Here is a 17,498-nt window from a genome sequence, read left to right on the forward strand (position 1 = left end):
GCCGAGGTGGCCGAGGGTCTGGGCCGGATCGGCGCGCGCCTGCCGCCCGCGCAGACGCTCCATCTGCTGCGCCATGTCGACGATGCGGCCGATGCCCGCCGCTTCGCCGCCGCCGCCGAGGCTCTGGGGCCGCGGACGGTGGCCCGGGTCGAGATGCTGGGCAAGGCGCGCTTCCTGCGCGCGACGGTGCGCTGGTCAGACGCCGCGCGGGCGTTGATGGCGAGCCTCGCGGCGCTTCTCGCCTCGGCGACGGCCCTGCTCGCGGGGGCGGCCCAGAGCCTCGGCCTCCGGCTCCTGCGCCGCCTCGTCTGACGGGAGCGCAGCCGAAGGCATGCTCTCGCCCCGCATGGGGTGGAAGGCGCGGCCCGGAGCCGCTGGCCGGACGGACGATCAGCGCAGGCTTGCGGCGGCGAGGATCGCGCCCGGACCCTCGTTCTGCAGGATCACCGCCAGCGGCTCGGAGCCCGCGGCCTTGGCCTCGATCGACAGCGGCGCCTGTCCGCCCCAGTCGCCCACCACCTCCCACGAGGTGACGATATTGCGGTAGGTGACCGTGCGGCCCTCGTTCTCGCCGTGCTCGATGGCGACCGTCTCCTCGGGGCGGTAGCGCACGAGCTGCACCCGCACCGCCTCGTCGAGCGGCGGGTCGGCCTCGGCATGGATGCGCAGCACGTCGCCGTCGCGCTCGAGCCAGAGGCCCACACGCTCGGCCGCCTGCATGTGCTTGAGGATCAGCGCCGCGACCTTCTCGGGCGCATGGCCCTCGACCCGGTCGGTGCCGCCCACGATCATCTGCGGCGTGTAGATCGTGCGGCTGCCGATGGCGCGGGCATAGGATTTCTGGCGCTGGGTGAACCGGGCGTCGGCGAACTGGTCTTCCCAGCCGATATAGTCCCAGTAATCCACATGCAGCGCGAGCGGAATGACGCGGGGATCGGCGGCCAGCGCGGCGAGGAAGGCATCGGCCGGCGGACAGGCCGAGCAGCCCTGCGAGGTGAAGAGCTCGACCACCACCCCCGCCTGCGACTGCGATTGCGACTGCCCATGGGCGACACCTGCAATGCCCAGAGAAAGGGCGCAAGCAGCGCCGAGCGTCCATCGCATCTGCATGAAGTCTCCCGAATGTCCTGATCCCGTTCTAGCCCTGCCTGCCTCGGCCGTTCCAATCAAGGTTTTGCGAGGCTCGCCCGCGAAAAAGCCGCAGAAGGGCTCTGGATTTTCGGCATACATCGGTATACAAGACCGCCATCTCCCTTGCGCGACCTGGCCCGGTGGGGCAAAACGCGCGCGGAGCACAAGCCCAACCCTCGCCACGGCGCCAGGAGGACCGCATGACCGTCACCGTCGGACACGACAGCCAGAAGACCCGCAAGACCCTCAGCGTCGGCGGCTCTAGCTATGCCTACTACTCGATTCCGGCGGCGGAGGAAGCCGGTCTCGGCCAGTTCGCCCGCCTGCCCGCCGCGCTGAAGGTGGTGCTGGAGAACATGCTGCGCTTCGAGGACGGCAAGACGGTGTCGGTCGACGACATCCGCGCCTTCTCGGAATGGGGCGCCAACGGCGGCAAGAACCCGCGCGAGATCGCCTATCGCCCGGCGCGCGTGCTGATGCAGGACTTCACCGGCGTGCCGGCCGTGGTGGACCTTGCCGCGATGCGCGACGGCATCCTCGGGCTCGGCGGCGACGCGCAGAAGATCAACCCGCTGAACCCGGTCGATCTGGTCATCGACCACTCGGTCATGATCGACGAATTCGGCAATCCGCGCGCCTTCCAGATGAACGTGGACCGCGAATACGAGCGGAACATGGAGCGCTACACCTTCCTCAAATGGGGGCAGAAGGCGTTCGACAACTTCCGCGTGGTGCCGCCGGGCACCGGCATCTGCCACCAGGTGAACCTCGAATATCTCGCGCAGACCGTCTGGACCGACCGGGACCAGGACGGGATGGAAGTGGCCTATCCGGACACGCTGGTGGGCACCGATTCGCACACCACGATGGTCAACGGTCTGGCCGTGCTCGGCTGGGGCGTGGGCGGGATCGAGGCCGAGGCCGCGATGCTGGGCCAGCCGGTCTCGATGCTGATCCCCGAGGTCGTGGGCTTCAAGCTGACCGGCCAGATGATCGAAGGCACCACGGCCACCGACCTCGTGCTGAAGGTCGTGCAGATGCTGCGCAAGAAGGGCGTGGTGGGCAAGTTCGTCGAATTCTACGGCGAGGGCCTCGACCATCTGCCGCTCGCGGATCGCGCGACCATCGCCAACATGGCCCCGGAATATGGCGCGACCTGCGGCTTCTTCCCGATCGACGGCGAGACGCTGCGCTACCTGCGCCAGACCGGCCGGGACGAGGCGCGCATCGCGCTGGTCGAAGCCTATGCCAAGGCCAACGGCCTGTGGCGCGACGCAGGCTACGAGCCGATCTACACCGACACGCTGCATCTCGACATGGGCGAGATCGTGCCCGCCATCTCGGGCCCGAAACGCCCGCAGGACTACCTGCCGCTGACCGACGCCAAGGCCTCGTTCGCGCGGGAGATGGAGACGAGCTTCAAGCGCCCGGTGGGCAAGGAAGTGCCCGTCGCGGGCGAGGATTACACCATGTCCTCGGGCAAGGTGGTGATCGCCTCGATCACCTCCTGCACCAACACCTCGAACCCCTACGTGCTGATCGGCGCGGGCCTCGTCGCCCGCAAGGCGCGCGCGCTGGGTCTGAACCGCAAGCCGTGGGTCAAGACCTCGCTCGCCCCCGGATCGCAGGTCGTGTCCGAATATCTGGAGGCCGCGGGCCTGCAGGAGGATCTGGACGCGGTGGGCTTCAACCTCGTGGGCTACGGCTGCACCACCTGCATCGGCAACTCGGGCCCGCTGCAGCCGGAGATCTCGGCCGCCATCAACGAGGGTGATCTCGTGGCCGCCGCCGTGCTCTCGGGCAACCGCAACTTCGAGGGCCGGATCAGCCCCGACGTGCGGGCGAACTACCTCGCCTCGCCGCCGCTGGTGGTGGCCTATGCGCTGGCCGGCGACATGAACATCGACCTGACCTCGGAGCCCGTCGGCATGGGCACGAACGGGCCGGTCTATCTCAAGGACATCTGGCCCACCAACGCCGAGATCGCCGAGCTGGTCGAGAAGACCGTGACCCGCGAGGCCTTCCAGAAGAAATATGCCGACGTCTTCAAGGGCGACGCCAAGTGGCAGGCGGTCTCGACCACGGACAGCCAGACCTACGACTGGCCGGCGAGCTCGACCTACATCCAGAACCCGCCCTACTTCCAGAACATGTCGAAGGAGCCGGGCGTCATCACCGACATCACCGGCGCGCGCGTCCTCGCGCTTCTGGGCGACATGATCACCACCGACCATATCTCGCCCGCAGGCTCGTTCAAGGAGAGCACCCCGGCCGGGAAATATCTGGTCGAGCGGCAGGTCTCGCCGCGCGAGTTCAACTCCTACGGCTCGCGGCGCGGCAACCACGAGGTCATGATGCGCGGCACCTTCGCCAACATCCGCATCAAGAACGAGATGCTGGACGGGGTCGAGGGCGGCTACACGCTCGGGCCGGACGGGCAGCAGACCTCGATCTTCGACGCCTCGATGGCCTATCAGGCGGCGGGCACCCCGCTCGTCATCTTCGGCGGCATCGAATATGGCGCGGGCTCCAGCCGTGACTGGGCGGCCAAAGGCACGGCGCTTCTGGGCGTCAAGGCGGTCATCGCCGAGAGCTTCGAGCGCATCCACCGCTCGAACCTCGTGGGCATGGGCGTGATCCCGTTCGAATTCACCGAAGGGCAGAACCGCAGGATGCTGGGCCTGAAGGGCGACGAGACGGTCTCGATCCAGGGCCTCTCGGGCGACCTGAAGCCGCTGTCGCTGGTGCCCTGCACCATCACCTATGGCGACGGCACGGTGAAGACGATCCAGCTCAAGTGCCGGATCGATACCGAGATCGAGATCGAATATGTCGAGCACGGCGGCGTGCTGCATTATGTGCTGCGCGACCTCGCCTCGGTCTGAGGCGCGGGCAGGGATCTGAGGGACGCCCCGGTCGGCTGGCCGGGGCGTTTTTCTTGGCGCTCCGGCGGCGGGGGGGCGCCGCTTCGGTCCGGCGTCGGAGCCTCCGGCGGGGATATTTGGGCCAGAATGAAAGGGCGCGCGGAGGGGCTGCCCATGCGCCGGTGGGCGGATGGGCGCCTAAGAGGCGTCGGACTGTCGGGGATTACCGCTCGGCGGCGGCCGCCTTCTCCATGGCGGGGCGGATCGTCTCTTCCAGCACCCGCTCGGTGACGGGGCCCGGGAAGCGGAGCACGATGCGGCCCTCGCCATCGATCACATAAGTTTCCGGCACGCCATAGACGCCCCAATCGAGCGCCATCCGGCCGGAGGCGTCGGCGCCCATCGTGGCGTAGGGGTTGCCCAGTTCGGCGAGGAACGCCTCGGCATTCTCGGGCTTGTCCTTGTAGTTCACGCCATGGATCTCGACGCCGTCGGCCGCCAGCGCCTCCAGCGTCGGCGCCTCGACCCGGCAGGGCGCGCACCAGCTGGCCCAGTAGTTCACGAGCTTCACGCCGGGCGCGCGCAGGATCGCATCCTCGAACGGCGGATGGTCGCCCAGAGGCTCCGTCCGGACCGCGGGCGCGGCCTTTCCCGCCAGCGCCGAGGGCAATTCGTCGGGGTTCTCGCGCTGCATGCCCACGAAGAACATGGCGGCGAGCCCGGCGAAGAGGACGGGCGGCACGAACATCAGAACCTTAGCCATCGCTGCGCCCCTGCCGCTGCTCCACCTCGCGCAGCATCCGCCGCACCCGCGCGCCGCGCCAGAGCGACAGCGCCACCAGCCCCGCCAGAAGCGCGATCGAGGCGCCGTAGGCGGTCAGCACCGAGACCGCATATTTGCCGAGATCGGGGATCATGCCATACGCTCCCGGGCCAGAAGGGCCTGTACGCGGCGGACGCGGATCTCGGTCCGGGTGCGCAGGAGCACGAGCGTCAGGAACAAGAGGACGAACCCTCCGATGCAGACGAGCAACGGGAAATAGAACACGTCGGCCACGTTCTCCTCCTTGTCGAGCGAGAGCGAGGCGCCCTGATGCAGGCCCTGGTTCCAGAAGTTCACCGCATAGCGGCTGAGGACCGCGAAGACCGAGCCCACGATGCAGAGGACCGAGGTGAGGTCGGCCGCCGTGTCCGGGTTCTCGACCGCCTGCCAGAGGGCGATATAGCCGAGATAGAAGAGCGCGAGGATCAGGAACGAGGTCAGCCGCGGATCCCAGGCCCACCAGGTGCCCCACATCGGCTGACCCCAGACCGCGCCCGTGACCAGAGCGACGAGGGTGAAGGTCAGACCCACCGGCCCCGCGGCCTTGGCGGCCAGCGCCGAGACATGGTGCCGACGGACGAGCCAGATCAGCGAGGCGGCCAGCATCATGAGCCAGGCGTTGATGGCCATCAGGGCCGAGGGCACATGGAGATAGATGATCTTGACCGTCGAGCCCTGCTTGTAGTCGTCGGGCGTGAAGAAGAAGCCCCAGACCAGCCCCACGATCAGGCAGAGGAGCGCCCCGCCCGCGGCCCAGGGCAGCGCGATGGAGGAGGTCTCCATGAACTTCTTCGGGTTGGCGTATTCCCAGATCGACATGGCCATGGAGCTAGGCGGTTCCCTTCGTGGATTCAAGCCGCGAGTTCGTTACCTGAGGTTTATCCGAACGGCTGCCGCTGAGGCGAAAGGTAGCAGGGCCGCGACGCCTGCCGTGATGCCTCCGAGAAGGAGGAACGGGGTCGCCACATCCATGCCGAGCGCACCGCGCCGCACGGCCTCGGCGCCGAAGACGAGGGTCGGCACATAGAGCGGCAGGACAAGGAGGCTGAGAAGGAGCCCGCCCCGCTTCAGCCCGACGGTGAGGGCCGCGCCGAAGGTGCCGATCACCGAAAGCGCCGGCGTGCCGATGGCGAGCGAGGCCAGAAGCAGCGGATAGCCCTCGGCCGGCAGGTTCATCAGGAGCCCGAGCAGGGGCGAGACCAGCGTCAGCGGCAGGCCGGTGACGATCCAGTGCGCGCAGGCCTTCACCGCCACCACGCCCTCGAGCGGGATCGGGGCGGTGGCGAGGAGATCGAGCGATCCGTCCTCGTGGTCGAGGGCGAAGATCCGGTCGAGCGAGAGAAGACAGGCCAGGAGCGCGCCGACCCAGAGGATGCCGGGGGCGATCTTCGCCAGCGTCGCGGGTTCGGGCCCGACACCGAGCGGCACGAGGACGGCCACCAGCAGGAAGAAGGCGAGGCCCAGGCCGAAGCCGCCACCCGCCCTGAGCGCGAGCCGCAGGTCGCGGAGGAGGAGCGCGATCATGCCGTCACCCCGGCGAAGGGATCGTCGGCGGGCTCGGCGCCTGCGGGCGTCTCGGCGCGGTAGGGTGCCAGATCCAGCACCTCCGCCTCGGCCAGTCCGAGGTCGATATGGGTGGCCATCAGCGCGGCGCCGCCCTCGGCCAGATGCGCGCGCACCGCCTCGGCGAAGAGCGCCACCGAGGCCGCATCGAGCGAGACGGTGGGCTCGTCCAGCACCCAGAGCGGGCGGCCCGTCACCAGAAGTCGCGCGAGCCCCAGCCGCCGCTTCTGGCCCGCGGACAGGTTCTGCGCCTGCCGGTCGGCGAGCGCCGCGAGGTTCATCCGCTGGATGGCGTGGGGGGCGCGGTCGGTGCCGTAGATCGCGGCCCAGAAGGCGAGGTTCTCGGCCACCGTCAGCGTGGCCTTCAGCCCGTCGGCATGGGCGGCATAGGCCACGGCCTCGGGCGGCATCGAGATCTCGCCCGCCACGGCCGGCTGCAGCCCTGCGACCGTCCGCAGGAGCGTCGTCTTGCCGATGCCGTTCGGCCCCCGCAGGATCAGCGCCGCCCCGCCCGAGAGCCCGAAGCTCACGCGCTCGAGCACGGTCACGCCGCCGCGGGCACAGGCGAGGTTGGTGACGGTCAGGTCCATGGGCCTGCCCTAGCGCATAAGCCGCGCCAGCGGAAGGGCTTCGGGGCCGCGGCCTCCGCGACCCGCGTCAGACCGGCAGGAGCGCGATGGCCACGCGGCGGCCTTCCGAGAGGAGCACGTTGTAGGTGCGGCAGGCGGCGGGCGAGGACATGGCTTCGACGCCGATCCCGGCCTCTTCCAGCGCGGCGCGGAAGGCCTGCGGCACATGGGCCACGTCCGCGCCCATGCCCACGAAGAGCACGTCGATCCGGTCGACCAGCGCGAGGGGGCCGGCCATGTCCTCGAGCCCGCCCCAGGGCCCCGCCCCCCAGGGCGAGATCAGGCAGGCGCCTTCCAGCACCTCGCCGCCGATGCGGAAATAGCCGGGCCCGTAGCCCTCGACGGGCTGGGCGCTGTCGTAGGTGATCTCGGTCAGGCGCATGGCGCATCCTCCGCTTCGGACCGCGCCTCGGGGCGCCGGTCGGGCATGGGCGGCGATCATGGCGGCCCGGCGGGGCCGCCGTCGCACGGCAGTCGGTCAGGCACAGACGCGACCGGAACGGCACAGGGCGATGGGTCCCGAACGGGATCGGGCGGCCTTGCGGCCGCCCGTCCGGTCAGGCGTCGATATTGGCGAACTGGGTGCCCGCCTTGCTGTCCTTCTTCGGCCCGCCCCGGTCCACGCCGAGATAGAGCACGATGTTCTTGGCCATGTAGATCGAGGAATAGGTCCCGATCACCACGCCGAAGGTGATGGCGAAGACGAAGCCGCGGATCACGTCGCCGCCGAAGACGAGAAGCGACACCAGCGCGATCAGCGTGGTCATCAGCGTCATGATCGTCCGGCTCAGCGTCTCATTGACCGAGAGGTTCATCACGTCGCGGAGCGGCATGGTCTTGTATTTGACGAGGTTCTCGCGCAGCCGGTCGAACACCACCACCGTGTCGTTGATCGAATAGCCAAGGACGGTGAGGAGCGCCGCGACCGTGGTCAGGTCGAACTTGATCTGGAAGAGCGCGAAGACCCCGATCGTCACCAGCACGTCGTGGATCAGGGCCGCGACCGAGCCCAGGGCGAACTGCCATTCGAACCTGAGCCAGATATAGACGGCGATGCCCGCGCAGGCCGCAGCGACCGCCATGATGGCCGACCAGATCAGCTCGCCCGAGACCTTCGGGCCCACCGACTCGACCGACGGAAAGGTGATGGACGGATCGACGGTCTTCAGCGCCTCCTCCACCTGGGCGATCTGCTCGGGCGTGATCGACTGCGCCCCGTCCTGCGCGCCGATGCGGACCATGGCCACATGCTGATCCGCGCGGAAGCCCGGGTCGAAGACCTCGGTGATCGAGATGTCGCCGAGCTCCTGCCCTTCGAGGGCCGCGCGATAGGCGGCCACGTCCACGGTCTGCGTCGATTCCGTGCGGATCGTCGTGCCGCCGCGGAAGTCGATCCCGAAGTTCAGCCCGAGCGCCAGCCAGGCCACGAGCGAGGCCGCCATCAGGAAGATCGAGAAGCCGAAGGTGACGGGCGCGGCCCAGAAGAAGTCGATGTTCGTCTTTTCGGGGCAGAGTTTGAGGCGGAAAGCCATGGGAGCTCCTCAGACGACGATGGTGCGCGGCCGCCGCCAGGCGAACCAGGTGGCGATCAGGATCCGGGTGACGTAGACGGCCGTGAAGACCGACGTGAAGATGCCGATGGTCAGCGTCACGGCGAAGCCGCGCACGGGCCCGGCCCCCACGAGGAACATGATGAGCGCCACGAGGAAGGTGGTGACGTTGGCATCGACGATGGCCGACAGGGCCTTCTCGAAGCCGAGTTCGATGGCGCGGCCCGGCTGCTTGCCCTGCCTCAGCTCCTCGCGGATCCGCTCGTAGATGAGCACGTTCGCATCCACCGCCACGCCGATGGTCAGCACGATGCCCGCGATGCCCGGCAGCGTCAGGGTCGCCCCCACCACCGACAGGAGCGCGATGATCGCCAGCATGTTGATGGCGAGCGCGACATTGGCCAGCACGCCGAACCAGCCGTAGCTTGCGATCATGAAGGCCACGACGGCGACCATGCCCACGATGGCGGCCGTCCGGCCGGCGTCGATCGAATCCTGACCGAGTTCCGGGCCGATGGTCCGTTCCTCGAGGAAGGTCATTTCGGCCGGCAGCGCCCCCGCACGCAGGAGGACGGCGAGCTCGGTGGATTCCTCGACCGAGAAGTTGCCGGTGATGATGCCGGACCCGCCCGCGATATGCGCCTGGATCACCGGGGCCGAGATCACCTCGTTGTCGAGGACGATCGCGAAGGGCTTGCCGATGTTCTGCGCCGTATAGTCGCCGAAGGCCCGCGCCCCCGAGGGATTGAAGCGGAAGCTGACCGCCGGCCGGTTGTTCTGGTCGAACGAGGGCTGGGCGTCGACGAGCTCCTCGCCGGTCACGACGGGCGAGCGGTCGAGGACGTAGAAGATCCCCTGCTCGTTGGCGGCCGGCAGCACGAGATCTCCGCTCGCGCTGCTCTGCGCGTCGGCGGTGCGGCCGAGCACCGGATGGAAGGTCAGCTTCGCCGTCGTTCCGATCAGCGACTTCAGCTCGGCGGCCGACCCGATGCCCGGCACCTGGATCAGGATCCGGTCCTCTCCCTGGCGCTGGATGGTGGGCTCGCGCGTGCCGACCTCGTCGACGCGGCGGCGGATGATCTCGAGGCTCTGCTGCACCGTCCGGCTGTCCATCGCCGTCTTCTCGGCGTCGGTCAGGCGGATCACCAGCACGTCGCCCTGGCTCGAGATCTCGATGTCGTTCTGCCCCATGCCCGTGAAGGACACGACGGGCTGGGCGAGCTTGCGCGCGGCCTCGAGCGCCGCCTGCATCCCCTCGGGGCGCGAGATCGCCACCCGGAGCTCGCCCGCCGGCGCGGTCTGCCGCCGGATCGATCCCACCTGATCGCGCAGGCCGCGGAGCGCATCGCGCACCTCCGGCCAGAGCCCGTCCATGCGCGCGGCATAGACGTCCTCGACCCGGACCTCGGCCAGAAGATGCGCGCCGCCGCGCAGGTCGAGGCCGAGGTTCACGATGTTGGAGGGCAGCCATTCGGGCCAGAGCCCCACCGCCGCCGTCTGCTCGGGAGTGGCGGTTCCCCCGGCCTTCTCGATGGCAGCGACCGCATCATTGTGACTCTCGACGCGGCTGTAGAAGAAGTTGGGCGCGGCATAGAGGATCGCGAGGGCACAGATGCCCCAGATCAGAACGCGCTTCCAAACGGGGAAATGGAGCATCTGGACCCGATCCGATCAGGCGGCAGCAGGTTCGGTCTTGGACATGACCTGAACGATGGTGGATTTCATCACGCGCACCTTCACGCCGTCGGCGATCTCGACATCGACGATGCCGTCCTCGTGGACCTTCACCACCTTGCCGACGATGCCGCCGCCGGTGAGAACCTGATCGCCACGGCGGAGCGCTTCCACCATCGCCCTGTGTTCCTTCAGTTTTTTCTGCTGAGGACGGATCAGGAGGAAATACATGATCACGAAGATCAGGATCAGCGGCACGAAACTGGTGAAGGCGCCGGCAGCACCGCCAGAGGCGGCCTGGGCGAAGGCGGGGGTCACGAACATTGTCGTCCTCTTGGATTCACCCGGGGATCAGGCCCGGACTTTGGCGGGGCGCACCCTAGCCGCGGGGTGCCGCGATGGCAAGCAAGCCATGGGCGCCCATATATGCACGCACCGCGCCGATCCAAGCCCATGAGGCGCAGGCCCCCGCAGGCGCAACGTCCGGTCTCCCGAGATGCCGGCCACGGGTCAGAGACGGGGCCGGCGCCGGGAACAGTCGCGCGCCCCTTCCGTTTCCCTCGTTAATCCCGGTGGCCGGAAGGCCCGAGCCGCCCCCCATCCGACGGAGGAGACACATGTCGAGGACCATCGCCATCGCCGCCGCGGCCCTTCTGGCCGCCCCCGCCCTTGCCTGGCCAGCCCTGGCCCAGCCCGCCCTGGCCCAGGACGTGCCGAGCAGGGCCCAGAACTCCGAGGACGCTCCCGGCCAACCCGGCTACGCCGAGCGGACGGCCACCTTCATGTCGGTCGAGGGCACGCCTCTCGGCAAGGCCACCATCGCCCCCCTGCCCCATGGCGTGCTGTTCACGCTCGACCTTCAAGGGTTGCCGCCGGAGAGCTGGCTTGGCTTTCACATCCACGAAACCGGCGAATGCGATGCAGGCACGGGCTTCGAATCCGCCGGCGGCCATTTCTCGATCTCGGACACCGATCACGGGCTGATGATGGAGGAAGGACCTCACTCGGGCGACATGCCGAACCAGTATGTCGGCGCCGACGGCATCCTGCGCGCGCAGGTCTTCAACACCTTCGTCCAGCTCGGCGGCGAGAATGCCTCGGATCTGACGGGGCGCGCCCTCATGCTTCATTCCGGGCCCGACGACTATGTGAGCCAGCCCGCGGGCGATGCGGGCGACCGGCTGGCCTGCGCTGTCATCGAATAGGCCGCAGGCAAGATTTCGGTTCACCTGACCGGAGGTATCGGGCATTAGAGGCCCGATCCTCCGGCACCGAAGGGCCGGGGGCTCGCCCTTCAGCCAAGGTGATCCCATGCACGACATCCGCATCATCCGCGAGTTTCCCGACCGCTTCGACACCGCGCTCTCGCGGCGCGGGCTCTCGGCGCTCTCGGGCGAGATCCTCGCCATCGACGAGGCGCGGCGGTCGAAGATCCTTGCCGCCGAGACCGCGCAGGCCGAGCAGAACCGGGCCTCCAAGGAGGTCGGTGCCGCCAAGGCCCGCGGCGACGAGGCCGAGTTCGAGCGGCTGCGCGCCCTCGTGGCCGAGAAGAAGGCCGAGGTGGCGCGGCTGAACGAGGAGGCCGCGGCCGAGGATGCGCGCCTGCGCGACATGCTGGTGGCGATCCCGAACCTGCCGCTCGACGAGGTGCCGGAGGGCCCCGACGAGAGCGCCAACGTGGAGATCCGCCGCTGGGGCACGCCGCGCGGCTTCAACTTCGCGCCGAAGGAGCATTTCGAGATCGCGGGCGTGAAGCCCGGGATGGATTTCGCCACGGCCGCCAAGCTCTCGGGCAGCCGCTTCGTGATGCTGAAAGGCGCGGTGATCCGCGTCCACCGCGCGCTGGCGCAGTTCATGCTCGACACCCATGTGACCGAGCACGGGCTGACCGAGACCTGGACGCCGGTTCTGGTCAAGGACGAGGCCATGTTCGGCACCGGCCAGCTGCCGAAATTCTCCGAGGACAGCTACCAGACCACGAACGGCTGGTGGCTGATCCCCACCGCGGAAGTCACGCTGACCAACTCGGTCGCGGGCGAGATCCTCGACGAGGCGCAACTGCCGATCCGCATGACCGCCCATACCCAGTGCTTCCGCTCGGAGGCGGGCAGCGCGGGCAAGGACACGTCCGGGATGCTGCGCCAGCACCAGTTCGAGAAGGTCGAGATGGTCTCGATTACCACGCCCGAGACCTCGCTGGCCGAACATGAGCGCATGACCGGCTGCGCCGAGGCGATCCTGCAGAAGCTGAACCTGCCCTACCGCACCATCGTGCTTTGCACCGGCGACATGGGCTTCGGCGCGACCAAGACCCACGATCTCGAGGTCTGGCTGCCCGGGCAGAACACCTACCGCGAGATCAGCTCGGTCTCGGTCTGCGGCGATTTCCAGGCGCGGCGCATGAACGCGCGCTTCCGCCCGGCGGGCGGCGGCAAGCCCGAGTTCGTCCATACGCTGAACGGCTCGGGCCTCGCCGTGGGCCGCTGCCTGATCGCGGTGCTCGAGAACGGACAGCAGGAGGACGGCTCGGTGGAGCTGCCCGAGGTGCTGCATCCCTATCTGGGCGGCAAGACCCGCATCTCGGCGGACGGCACGCTGGAGTGAGCGAAGATCGGGGGCGGCCCTTGCGGCCGCTTCCGACGCCTGAGGGGAAACCCTTCCGCAGAGCCGCGGCCAAGGCCGCGCGCGGCGTCAGCCGTTGCCCCAGATGACTTTCACATAGTTCTGCGTCTCGCGGTAGGGCGGGATCCCCGAATGTTTCTCGACCGCCTGCGGCCCGGCATTGTAGGCCGCGAGCGCGAGCTGCCAGGTGCCGAACTTGTTGTACATCATCTTGAGGTAACGCGCCCCGCCTTCGAGATTCTGATGCGGGTCGTTGATGTTCACCCGCAGAAGCTGCGCCGTGCCCGGCATCAGCTGGGCCAGCCCCGTGGCGCCCTTCACCGACACCGCGCCGGGGTTCCAGCCCGATTCCTGCTGCACGAGCCGGAGATAGAGATCCTCGGGCACGCCATGCTTGCGCGCCGCGGACTTGGCCGATTCGAGGAACTCGCCCTTGTAGCGGCCGTTGTAGCGCGCCGTCGGCAAGGCCGCGGCCAGCGTCTCGACCTTCGGCTTCAGCCGGGTGGAACTCTCGTATTGCTGCGACAGGCGCCCGTCGAGAAGTCGCGTCTGCGACTTGAAGATTCCCGCCCGGCTCATCGTGGATCGCTGGATCTTCAGCCCGTCGGCCAGACCCTCGGTCGGGCCCGAGGCAAGACCCAAGCCCACGACCGCCGCGCCCAATGCACCGATCAATCGCCGCATGAAAACAACCTTCATCTGTCCCGCCCGCACATTACACGGATTGCCGGCAAGTTCGCCACCCTTTTGAACACAACCGGGACGGGTGAGGACGCGCGCCGCGCGGGTCCCGGCCCGGCGCGTCCGTGCGGCGTTGCGGGTGCGGCCCGCTCGGTGTAGCCATTCCGTTAACCACATCCGGGGCATCCTTCCCCGGCCAAAGGATTCGGAGGAAGCATGGCGGGCTCGGTCAACAAGGTCATCATCATCGGCAATCTCGGCCGCGATCCCGAGGTGCGCAGCTTCCAGAATGGCGGCAAGGTGGTGAACCTCCGGATCGCCACGTCCGAGCAATGGCGCGACCGCGCTTCGGGCGAGCGGAAGGAGCGCACCGAATGGCACTCGGTCGCCATCTTCGACGAGAACCTGGCGCGGGTGGCGGAGCAGTATCTGCGCAAGGGCTCGACCGTCTATATCGAGGGCCAGCTCGAGACGCGGAAGTGGCAGGACCAGTCGGGTCAGGACCGCTATTCGACCGAGGTCGTGCTGCGCCCGTTCCGGAGCTCGCTGACGATGCTCGGCGGGCGCGGCGAAGGATCGGGCGCCGGCGGCGGCATGGGCGGTGGCGGCTACGAGGATCGCGGCGGGCCGGACAGCTACGACAATTACGGCAGCAGCCCCCGCGGCGGCGCCTCCTCGGGCGGCGCCTCGAGCGGCGGCGGCGGCCGCCGGAACGACCTCGACGACGAGATCCCGTTCTAAGACCGCCTCGGCCCTGAAGGGAGCCGGTCGGATCCTGCGGCGGCCCACGCCACGCAGGAGCCTTCCGGCACTCGGCGAGTGCCCGCGCGGGCCCGAAGCCCGGAGCGGTCAGCCGCTCCGGGCGCGCGCCGCCTCAGCCGCGCGCCTCGGGATCGAAGCGCAGAAGGCGCAGCGCGTTCAGCGTCACCAGCACGGTGGCGCCCGTATCGGCAAGGATCGCGATCCAGAGCCCGGTGATCCCCAGGACCGAGGTCACGAGGAATACCCCCTTCAGCCCCAGCGCCACCGCGATGTTCTGGCGGATGTTGCGCATGGCGGCACGGGCGAGGCGGATCTGGGCCGGCACATCCGTCACCCGGTCGCGCAGGATCGCCGCATCCGCGGTCTCGAGCGCCACGTCGGTGCCCGAACCCATGGCCACGCCCACGCTCGCGGCTTTCAGCGCGGGCGCATCGTTGATCCCGTCGCCGATCATCATCACGCCCCCCTGCCCCGCCATCTCGCGGATGGCGGCGAGCTTGTCCTCGGGGCGCATCTGCGCACGAAAGCCGGTGCCGAGCCGGGCCGCGATGGCCTCGGCGGTGCGGGCATTGTCGCCGGTGAGGATCGTGGCGCTCACGCCCATCCGGCCCAGCTGCCGCACCGCCTCGGCCGCATCCGCCCGCGGCTCGTCGCGCAGCGCCAGAAGTCCCAGCGCCCGACCCTCGCGGAAGAGGACGGTGACGGTCTTGCCCTCTGCCTCGAGCGCCTCGGCGCGGCCGCGGGTCCCGGCATCGAGCACGCCCCTTTCGGTCGCGAAGGAGGGGCTCGCGACCCAGAGGGGTTCCCCCTCGACACGGGCCTCGGCCCCCCGCCCGGCAAGACTGCGCGCGGCCTCGGCCGGCAGTTCGGGCGCGCCCGCGGCCTCGGCCCGCGCAAGGATCGCCTGAGCGAGCGGATGGGCCGAGCCGCGCTCGACCGCGGCGGCCAGCGCCAGCACCCTGACCTCGGCCTCGCCGCTCAAGGTCACGACATCCGTCACCTCCGGCCGCCCGCGCGTGAGCGTGCCGGTCTTGTCGAAAGCCACCTGCCGCACCGCGGCCGCGGCCTCGATCACCGCGCCGCCCTTCATCAAGAGGCCGCGGCGCGCGCCCGAGGCCAAAGCCGAGGCGATGGCGGCCGGAACCGAGATCACCAGCGCGCAGGGGCAGCCGATCAGGAGGAGCGCCAGACCGCGATAGATCCAGGTGGACCAGTCGGCCCCCGCGGCGAGCGGCGGCAGCACGGCCACGGCCACGGCCAGCCCCACGATCAGCGGCATGTACCAGCGGCTGAAGCGGTCGATGAACCGCTCGGTCGGGGCGCGGGCCTCCTCGGCCTCCTCGACCAGTCGGACGATGCGCGCGATCGTGTTGTCTTTCGCCGCGCGCGTGACGCGGATGCGCAAGGCCGCATCGGTCGCGACCGCCCCCGCGAAGACCGCCTCGCCCGGGCCCCGGGTCACCGGGATGCTCTCGCCCGTCACGGGGCTCTCGTCGATCCCGCCCTGCCCCTCGAGGATCTCGCCATCGGCCGGGAGGCGCTCGCCCGGACGGACGCGGACGATCTGACCGGGCCGCAGGCCGGCCGCAGGCACCTCCACCGTGCGTCCGTCCCGCTCGAGCCGCGCGGTCTCGGGCACGAGGCGCGAGAGGGCGCGGATCCCGTCGCGGGCGCGGCTCGCCGCCACCCCTTCCAGCACCTCGCCCACGGCGAAGAGGAAGATCACGAGCGCAGCCTCCTCCGCCGCGCCGATGAAGAGCGCGCCCGCGGCCGCGACCGTCATCAGCCCTTCGATGGTGAAGGGCTGGCCGAGCCGCAGCGCGGCCCAGGCGCGTCGGGCGATGGGCACGAGCCCGATGAGGCAGGCCAGCGCGAAGGCAACCGGCCCGACCGGCCCGGGCACCAGCGCCTCGACGGCCCAGGCACAGGCCAGAAGCACCCCGGTCAGAAGGACGAGGCGACCCTTCGCGGTTAGGTACCAGGCACCCGGCTCGGCCGCCTCATGGCTGTGGGCATGACCGTGGCCGGGATCCTGCGCGTTCTGCGCGCCGGAAGCGCAGGCGCCGCCGCAGCCGCAGGCGCCCTCGGCGGAGGCGTCGGGCAGGACGAAGGGCCGCGCCTCGGCCCGCGGCGCGATGCCGAAGCCGAGCTTGCGCACCGTGGCCTCGACCGCCTCGGGCGCGCCCTGTCCTTCGTCGAGCGTGAGCTTCAGCCGCTCGGACATGATCGCCACCTCGACGCCGCTCACCCCCGGCAGCCGCCCCACCGCATCGCGGATCTTGCCTGCGCAGGAGGCGCAATCCATCCCCGTCACGCGCCACTCGCGCACCGCTCCACTCGTCTCGTCCGTCATCTCACTCTCCCGCCCGAGGGCGCTTGTCCTCAACGACTCAGCAACCTAATGTCTCTAGCAACTATAGGTTCAAGGGGTTTCTCATGCTCACGATCGGAAAACTTGCCGAGGCTGCCGGCGTGAAGGTGCCCACGATCCGCTATTACGAGCAGATCGGCCTGCTGCCGCCGCCCGAGCGCAGCGCGGGCAACCAGCGGCTTTACGGGAACCGCGCGGAGGAGCGGCTGGCCTTCATCCGCCATGCGCGCGACCTGGGCTTCCCGCTCGAGGCGATCCGGGATCTGCTGAGCCTCTCGGACCGGCCCGACCAGTCCTGCGAGGCGGCCGACGCCATCGCGCGGGCGCAGCTCTCGGCGGTGCGGGCGCGGATCGGGCGGCTGCGCGCGCTCGAGGCGGAACTCGAGCGCATGATCGGCCAGTGCGCCCATGGCACGATCGCCGATTGCCGGGTGATCGAAGTGCTGGGCGATCATGCCCATTGCGCGCACGAGCACCGGAAGGAGCCCTGATGGGACTGTCGCTGGCGGCCTATGCGGGGGCGGCGCTGGCCGAGATAGCGGGATGTTTCGCGGTCTGGGCCTGGTGGCGGCTGGGCGCCTCGGCGCTCTGGCTCGTGCCGGGGGCCCTGTCGCTCGGCGCCTTCGCCTGGCTTCTGGCGCTGACCCCGGTCGAGGTGGCGGGCCGTTCCTATGCGGTCTATGGCGGGATCTATGTGGCGGCCTCGCTCCTCTGGCTCTGGGCCGTCGAGGGCGTGCGTCCCGACCGCTGGGACATGGGCGGCGCGGCCCTCGTCCTTGCCGGGGCGGCGGTGATCCTCTGGGCGCCGCGGGGCTGAGGCGGCAGCGC

General features: G+C 69.6%; 18 protein-coding genes and 1 pseudogene. 7 read left to right on the forward strand and 12 right to left on the reverse strand.

Annotated elements, in window-relative coordinates; all coding sequences use genetic code 11:
- Positions 1-312, forward strand: a pseudogene (locus A9O63_RS01360) (hypothetical protein); the annotation flags it as partial.
- Between the two features lie 78 nt (positions 313-390).
- Here A9O63_RS01360 and A9O63_RS01365 read toward each other — a convergent pair.
- Positions 391-1,110, reverse strand: coding sequence for a DUF1223 domain-containing protein (locus A9O63_RS01365; RefSeq protein WP_069330315.1), 720 nt, complete (start codon positions 1,108-1,110; stop codon positions 391-393).
- A 221-nt stretch (positions 1,111-1,331) separates the two neighbouring features.
- On the opposite strand from A9O63_RS01365, the gene acnA reads away from it, so the two are divergent.
- Positions 1,332-4,016, forward strand: coding sequence for an aconitate hydratase AcnA (acnA, locus tag A9O63_RS01370; RefSeq protein ID WP_069330316.1), 2,685 nt, complete (start codon positions 1,332-1,334; stop codon positions 4,014-4,016).
- A 202-nt stretch (positions 4,017-4,218) separates the two neighbouring features.
- Here the strand turns inward: acnA and A9O63_RS01375 are convergent, their stop codons facing one another.
- From A9O63_RS01375 to yajC, 9 genes are all read right to left on the reverse strand, one after another.
- Positions 4,219-4,758: a DsbE family thiol:disulfide interchange protein gene (locus tag A9O63_RS01375; RefSeq protein WP_084295506.1), complete on the reverse strand. Its 540-nt coding sequence runs from the start codon at positions 4,756-4,758 to the stop codon at positions 4,219-4,221.
- A complete protein-coding gene (gene ccmD, locus A9O63_RS01380) occupies positions 4,751-4,912 on the reverse strand; it encodes a heme exporter protein CcmD (protein WP_069330318.1) in 162 nt (53 codons plus the stop codon). Before ccmD ends, A9O63_RS01375 begins: the two co-directional genes overlap by 8 nt.
- Positions 4,909-5,637, reverse strand: a complete 729-nt coding sequence (locus A9O63_RS01385) for a heme ABC transporter permease (RefSeq protein WP_069330328.1) — start codon at positions 5,635-5,637, stop codon at positions 4,909-4,911. The genes ccmD and A9O63_RS01385 overlap by 4 nt, the downstream gene beginning before the upstream one ends.
- 48 nt (positions 5,638-5,685) lie before the next feature.
- Complete coding sequence (ccmB, locus tag A9O63_RS01390; RefSeq protein WP_002722655.1) at positions 5,686-6,342, reverse strand: heme exporter protein CcmB; 657 nt, start codon at positions 6,340-6,342, stop codon at positions 5,686-5,688.
- Positions 6,339-6,971 carry a heme ABC exporter ATP-binding protein CcmA gene (ccmA, locus tag A9O63_RS01395; RefSeq protein WP_069330319.1) on the reverse strand — a complete coding sequence of 211 codons (633 nt, stop codon included), beginning with the start codon at positions 6,969-6,971 and terminating at the stop codon, positions 6,339-6,341. The genes ccmB and ccmA overlap by 4 nt, the downstream gene beginning before the upstream one ends.
- Positions 6,972-7,038: 67 nt before the next feature.
- Positions 7,039-7,392: an Mth938-like domain-containing protein gene (locus tag A9O63_RS01400; RefSeq protein WP_012643482.1), complete on the reverse strand. Its 354-nt coding sequence runs from the start codon at positions 7,390-7,392 to the stop codon at positions 7,039-7,041.
- Between the two features lie 175 nt (positions 7,393-7,567).
- Positions 7,568-8,542 carry a protein translocase subunit SecF gene (gene secF / locus A9O63_RS01405; protein WP_069330320.1) on the reverse strand — a complete coding sequence of 325 codons (975 nt, stop codon included), beginning with the start codon at positions 8,540-8,542 and terminating at the stop codon, positions 7,568-7,570.
- 9 nt (positions 8,543-8,551) lie between these two features.
- The gene (gene secD, locus A9O63_RS01410; RefSeq protein WP_069330321.1) at positions 8,552-10,216 is read right to left on the reverse strand and encodes a protein translocase subunit SecD; all 1,665 of its coding nucleotides are present in this window, start codon (positions 10,214-10,216) and stop codon (positions 8,552-8,554) included.
- Positions 10,217-10,231: 15 nt separating this feature from the next.
- Complete coding sequence (gene yajC / locus A9O63_RS01415; RefSeq protein WP_069330322.1) at positions 10,232-10,558, reverse strand: preprotein translocase subunit YajC; 327 nt, start codon at positions 10,556-10,558, stop codon at positions 10,232-10,234.
- A 293-nt stretch (positions 10,559-10,851) separates the two neighbouring features.
- Here yajC and A9O63_RS01420 point away from each other — a divergent pair, with 293 nt between their 5' ends.
- Both A9O63_RS01420 and serS read left to right on the forward strand, forming a co-directional pair.
- The gene (locus A9O63_RS01420) at positions 10,852-11,439 is read left to right on the forward strand and encodes a superoxide dismutase family protein (RefSeq protein WP_069330323.1); all 588 of its coding nucleotides are present in this window, start codon (positions 10,852-10,854) and stop codon (positions 11,437-11,439) included.
- Positions 11,440-11,545: 106 nt separating this feature from the next.
- Positions 11,546-12,838 carry a serine--tRNA ligase gene (gene serS / locus A9O63_RS01425; protein WP_069330324.1) on the forward strand — a complete coding sequence of 431 codons (1,293 nt, stop codon included), beginning with the start codon at positions 11,546-11,548 and terminating at the stop codon, positions 12,836-12,838.
- A gap of 87 nt (positions 12,839-12,925) precedes the next feature.
- Here the strand turns inward: serS and A9O63_RS01430 are convergent, their stop codons facing one another.
- On the reverse strand, positions 12,926-13,540 hold the full coding sequence (locus A9O63_RS01430) for a lytic transglycosylase domain-containing protein (RefSeq protein WP_069330329.1): 615 nt from the start codon (positions 13,538-13,540) through the stop codon (positions 12,926-12,928).
- Between the two features lie 213 nt (positions 13,541-13,753).
- Between A9O63_RS01430 and ssb the strand changes: the two genes are divergently transcribed.
- On the forward strand, positions 13,754-14,278 hold the full coding sequence (ssb, locus tag A9O63_RS01435) for a single-stranded DNA-binding protein (protein ID WP_069330325.1): 525 nt from the start codon (positions 13,754-13,756) through the stop codon (positions 14,276-14,278).
- Positions 14,279-14,411: 133 nt separating this feature from the next.
- Here the strand turns inward: ssb and A9O63_RS01440 are convergent, their stop codons facing one another.
- Positions 14,412-16,652 carry a heavy metal translocating P-type ATPase gene (locus tag A9O63_RS01440; protein WP_069330326.1) on the reverse strand — a complete coding sequence of 747 codons (2,241 nt, stop codon included), beginning with the start codon at positions 16,650-16,652 and terminating at the stop codon, positions 14,412-14,414.
- 83 nt (positions 16,653-16,735) lie between these two features.
- On the opposite strand from A9O63_RS01440, the gene A9O63_RS01445 reads away from it, so the two are divergent.
- Together A9O63_RS01445 and A9O63_RS01450 are read left to right on the forward strand one after the other, a co-directional pair.
- On the forward strand, positions 16,736-17,161 hold the full coding sequence (locus A9O63_RS01445; RefSeq protein WP_069330327.1) for a MerR family transcriptional regulator: 426 nt from the start codon (positions 16,736-16,738) through the stop codon (positions 17,159-17,161).
- Positions 17,161-17,487: a YnfA family protein gene (locus A9O63_RS01450; protein WP_012643474.1), complete on the forward strand. Its 327-nt coding sequence runs from the start codon at positions 17,161-17,163 to the stop codon at positions 17,485-17,487. Before A9O63_RS01445 ends, A9O63_RS01450 begins: the two co-directional genes overlap by 1 nt.
- The last annotated feature ends 11 nt before the right edge of the window (positions 17,488-17,498 follow it).

Source organism: Cereibacter johrii (assembly GCF_001720585.1).
Lineage (GTDB): Bacteria > Pseudomonadota > Alphaproteobacteria > Rhodobacterales > Rhodobacteraceae > Cereibacter_A > Cereibacter_A johrii.

What these genes read in the sequence shown, in the direction of transcription:
- A9O63_RS01365 (WP_069330315.1), bottom strand. Translation starts at nt 1,110, where the DNA reads ATGCAGATGCGATGGACGCTCGGCGCTGCTTGCGCCCTTTCTCTGGGC.
- acnA (WP_069330316.1), top strand. Translation starts at nt 1,332, where the DNA reads ATGACCGTCACCGTCGGACACGACAGCCAGAAGACCCGCAAGACCCTC.
- A9O63_RS01375 (WP_084295506.1), bottom strand. Translation starts at nt 4,758, where the DNA reads ATGGCTAAGGTTCTGATGTTCGTGCCGCCCGTCCTCTTCGCCGGGCTC.
- ccmD (WP_069330318.1), bottom strand. Translation starts at nt 4,912, where the DNA reads ATGATCCCCGATCTCGGCAAATATGCGGTCTCGGTGCTGACCGCCTAC.
- A9O63_RS01385 (WP_069330328.1), bottom strand. Translation starts at nt 5,637, where the DNA reads ATGTCGATCTGGGAATACGCCAACCCGAAGAAGTTCATGGAGACCTCC.
- ccmB (WP_002722655.1), bottom strand. Translation starts at nt 6,342, where the DNA reads ATGATCGCGCTCCTCCTCCGCGACCTGCGGCTCGCGCTCAGGGCGGGT.
- ccmA (WP_069330319.1), bottom strand. Translation starts at nt 6,971, where the DNA reads ATGGACCTGACCGTCACCAACCTCGCCTGTGCCCGCGGCGGCGTGACC.
- A9O63_RS01400 (WP_012643482.1), bottom strand. Translation starts at nt 7,392, where the DNA reads ATGCGCCTGACCGAGATCACCTACGACAGCGCCCAGCCCGTCGAGGGC.
- secF (WP_069330320.1), bottom strand. Translation starts at nt 8,542, where the DNA reads ATGGCTTTCCGCCTCAAACTCTGCCCCGAAAAGACGAACATCGACTTC.
- secD (WP_069330321.1), bottom strand. Translation starts at nt 10,216, where the DNA reads ATGCTCCATTTCCCCGTTTGGAAGCGCGTTCTGATCTGGGGCATCTGT.
- yajC (WP_069330322.1), bottom strand. Translation starts at nt 10,558, where the DNA reads ATGTTCGTGACCCCCGCCTTCGCCCAGGCCGCCTCTGGCGGTGCTGCC.
- A9O63_RS01420 (WP_069330323.1), top strand. Translation starts at nt 10,852, where the DNA reads ATGTCGAGGACCATCGCCATCGCCGCCGCGGCCCTTCTGGCCGCCCCC.
- serS (WP_069330324.1), top strand. Translation starts at nt 11,546, where the DNA reads ATGCACGACATCCGCATCATCCGCGAGTTTCCCGACCGCTTCGACACC.
- A9O63_RS01430 (WP_069330329.1), bottom strand. Translation starts at nt 13,540, where the DNA reads ATGCGGCGATTGATCGGTGCATTGGGCGCGGCGGTCGTGGGCTTGGGT.
- ssb (WP_069330325.1), top strand. Translation starts at nt 13,754, where the DNA reads ATGGCGGGCTCGGTCAACAAGGTCATCATCATCGGCAATCTCGGCCGC.
- A9O63_RS01440 (WP_069330326.1), bottom strand. Translation starts at nt 16,652, where the DNA reads ATGACGGACGAGACGAGTGGAGCGGTGCGCGAGTGGCGCGTGACGGGG.
- A9O63_RS01445 (WP_069330327.1), top strand. Translation starts at nt 16,736, where the DNA reads ATGCTCACGATCGGAAAACTTGCCGAGGCTGCCGGCGTGAAGGTGCCC.
- A9O63_RS01450 (WP_012643474.1), top strand. Translation starts at nt 17,161, where the DNA reads ATGGGACTGTCGCTGGCGGCCTATGCGGGGGCGGCGCTGGCCGAGATA.